Source organism: Actinomadura sp. KC216 (assembly GCF_004348535.1).
In the GTDB taxonomy this organism is placed as follows: domain Bacteria; phylum Actinomycetota; class Actinomycetes; order Streptosporangiales; family Streptosporangiaceae; genus Spirillospora.
The window spans coordinates 1-2,329 of record NZ_SMJX01000574.1; the positions used below are offsets into that span (position 1 = coordinate 1).

Annotated in this window: 5 protein-coding genes; all 5 read left to right on the forward strand. The window is 74.4% G+C overall.

What is annotated here, in order from left to right; translation table 11 throughout:
* The first annotated feature begins 333 nt into the window (after positions 1 to 333).
* From E1264_RS42070 to E1264_RS42090, 5 genes are read left to right on the forward strand one after another with little or no spacing between them, the layout of a single operon-like run.
* Entirely contained in the window at positions 334 to 822 is a 489-nt protein-coding gene (locus E1264_RS42070; RefSeq protein ID WP_132183098.1) for an Asp23/Gls24 family envelope stress response protein, read from the forward strand.
* Complete coding sequence (locus E1264_RS42075; RefSeq protein ID WP_132183100.1) at positions 819 to 1,127, forward strand: Asp23/Gls24 family envelope stress response protein; 309 nt, start codon at positions 819 to 821, stop codon at positions 1,125 to 1,127. The genes E1264_RS42070 and E1264_RS42075 overlap by 4 nt, the downstream gene beginning before the upstream one ends.
* 36 nt (positions 1,128 to 1,163) lie before the next feature.
* A complete protein-coding gene (locus E1264_RS42080) occupies positions 1,164 to 1,352 on the forward strand; it encodes a hypothetical protein (RefSeq protein ID WP_132183106.1) in 189 nt (62 codons plus the stop codon).
* Positions 1,349 to 1,723, forward strand: coding sequence for an Asp23/Gls24 family envelope stress response protein (locus E1264_RS42085; protein ID WP_132183102.1), 375 nt, complete (start codon positions 1,349 to 1,351; stop codon positions 1,721 to 1,723). The genes E1264_RS42080 and E1264_RS42085 overlap by 4 nt, the downstream gene beginning before the upstream one ends.
* Complete coding sequence (locus tag E1264_RS42090; protein WP_132183104.1) at positions 1,720 to 2,325, forward strand: DUF6286 domain-containing protein; 606 nt, start codon at positions 1,720 to 1,722, stop codon at positions 2,323 to 2,325. Before E1264_RS42085 ends, E1264_RS42090 begins: the two co-directional genes overlap by 4 nt.
* The last annotated feature ends 4 nt before the right edge of the window (positions 2,326 to 2,329 follow it).

Below are 2,329 nucleotides of genomic sequence, written 5' to 3' on the forward strand. Positions count from 1 at the left end.
GCCGGGGCCGGGGCGGCGGGGACGGCCGGGAAGGACCGCGAGAAGCGGCCGCCCGCGCCCGCCAAGGACAAGCCCCAGCAGCAGAAGAAGAAGCCCGGCGACGCCGCCCGCAAGATGCGCGAGATGTTCAAGGGCTAGCGCGCGTGCGGCCGGCCGGCGCCCATGCCGGGCGTGCGCGGGTAAACCGGCGTTGACCTGCTCTTTCTGTTAAATGGCGGTTCGCCGCGACCGTCGTGAGCATGAACCGGACGTCAGCCGGCGCGGGGGAGGAACCCCGCGGGCGGGAGCGAACCGGAGGCGCGGAGGGCCTGCCCTTCGCAGGGGAGCCGAATCATGAGCCAGGACGACGGGCCGGGCACCGGCCGGGGCGGTACCGGGACGATGCGCAAGCGGGGCGCCGACGGCGGCTCCAGCGAACTCGTCACATCCGGCGGCCGCACCACGATCGCCGACGCTGTGGTCGCCAAGGTCGCGACGATGGCCGCCAAGCAGGTGGGCGGCGTCCACGAGATGGGCGCCGGCATGTCCCGCACGATCGGGTCGGTCAAGGATCGGCTGCCGGGCATGGCGGCCAACGGCACCCAGGGCGTGGACGTACAGGTCGGCGAGCGTCAGGCCGCCGTCGACATCGACCTCGTCGTGGACTACGGGTTGTCCATACCCGACCTCGCGGGCGCCGTCCGCGACAACGTCATCAGCGAGGTCGAGCACATGTGCGGGCTGGAGGTCGTCGAGGTGAACATCACCGTGGACGACATCCACGTCGAAGGTGAGGACTCGGGCGACTCCGAGAGGCGGGCCGAGGAGCCGCGCGTCCGATGATCGCCTGGACGGACACGGTGCACGCCGGGCCCCGCACCGACCTGGCGGACCAGGTCGCCGAGGCGGCCATGGCCTGCCCTGACGTTCACGCGCTGACGGCCGGGCCGCACGCCCGCGTCGCGACCTACCGGGCGGGGCTTCCGCTGGCGGGCGTCGCGGTGCGCGAGGACGAGATCGAGATCGGCGTGGTCGTCCGCTACGGGCGGCCGCTCCCGGAGATCGCCGAGGACGTCCGCCGCCTGGTCCGCCCGCTGGCGGACCGCCGGACGGTCGACGTGCTGATCGCGGACCTGGCCGATGGGTGACGGCCCGAGAGGAAGATTGGGATGGACGTGAAACCGCTGTGGCCCCTGGCCGGGCTGGCCTTCGGCGCCGCGCTCGGCTTCGCGGGCGCGTTCGGCGGGTTCGGCGCGTTCTTCATCGTCCTGTTCCTGGGCGCGCTCGGCTTCCTCGCGGGCCGCGCCGTCGAGGGCAACCTTGACCTCAGGCAACTGTTCAGCTCGGTGAACACGGGGCGGCGTTCCCGATGACCGGCGTCCAGGACGAGGAGACGGCGCCGCCGCGCGGGCGGACGGTCATCCGCGACCGGGTCGTGGCGCGGATCGTGGCCCGGGCGGCGGCGGAGGTCGAGGAGTCCGGCGGCCTCGGCCGGACCGTCCTCGGCGTGCCGGTGCCCGGACGCGGCCCGGCGCGCACCGAAGTGCGGGTGAACGGCGACATCGTCACGGCTCGCGTGGCGATGTCGGTGACGTATCCGATGCCGGTGCGCGACGTCGCCCGGCAGGTGCGGGAGAGCGTGCGGGGGCGGGTGGCGGAGCTGACCGGCTTCACCGTCCGGCAGGTGGACATCGACGTGGCCGGGCTGGAGCGCCCCGCCGCCGGCGAGCGGACCGTGCGGTGACCGCGCAGGCCGGTCCGCGGCCCGCCACGATGCGGCGCGCCCCGGTGGACGAGCCCCGGAAAGCCGATCGTGCGGCCAAGCACGCGTTCCGCTCGCGCCGCGTGCGGCCGGCCATGCTGGTCGCGCTGCTGCTGACGGCGGCCGGGACGCTCACGGCGATCGAGGTGATCTCGGCCCTGTTCGACCGCCCGGCACGCGTGTTCCCCTACGACTGGGCAAAGGACGTGGCGTGGGACGACCCGGCCGCGCTCGCGATCTCCGGCGGCCTGGCGCTGGTGGGCCTGCTGTGCCTGCTGGCCGCGCTGCTGCCCGGGAAGTCGCGGATCGTTCCGCTGCACGGCCGGGACCCGAACCTGATGATGGGGGTGAGCCGCCGCGGCCTGAAGGCCGCCGTCGCGGCCGCCGCGGAGGACGCCCCGGGCGTGTCACGCGCCCGCCGGGTCCGGCTGCGCCGCCGCCGGGTGAAGGTCGTCGCGGAGACCCCCGTCCACGCCCCCGAAGACCTGGACAAGGGCGTCGAGGAGGCCGTCCGCGCCCGCCTGGACCGGCTCGAACCCCTCCCCGCCCGATCCGTCTCCGTACGAATGAAACGCCGCGACTGATGAT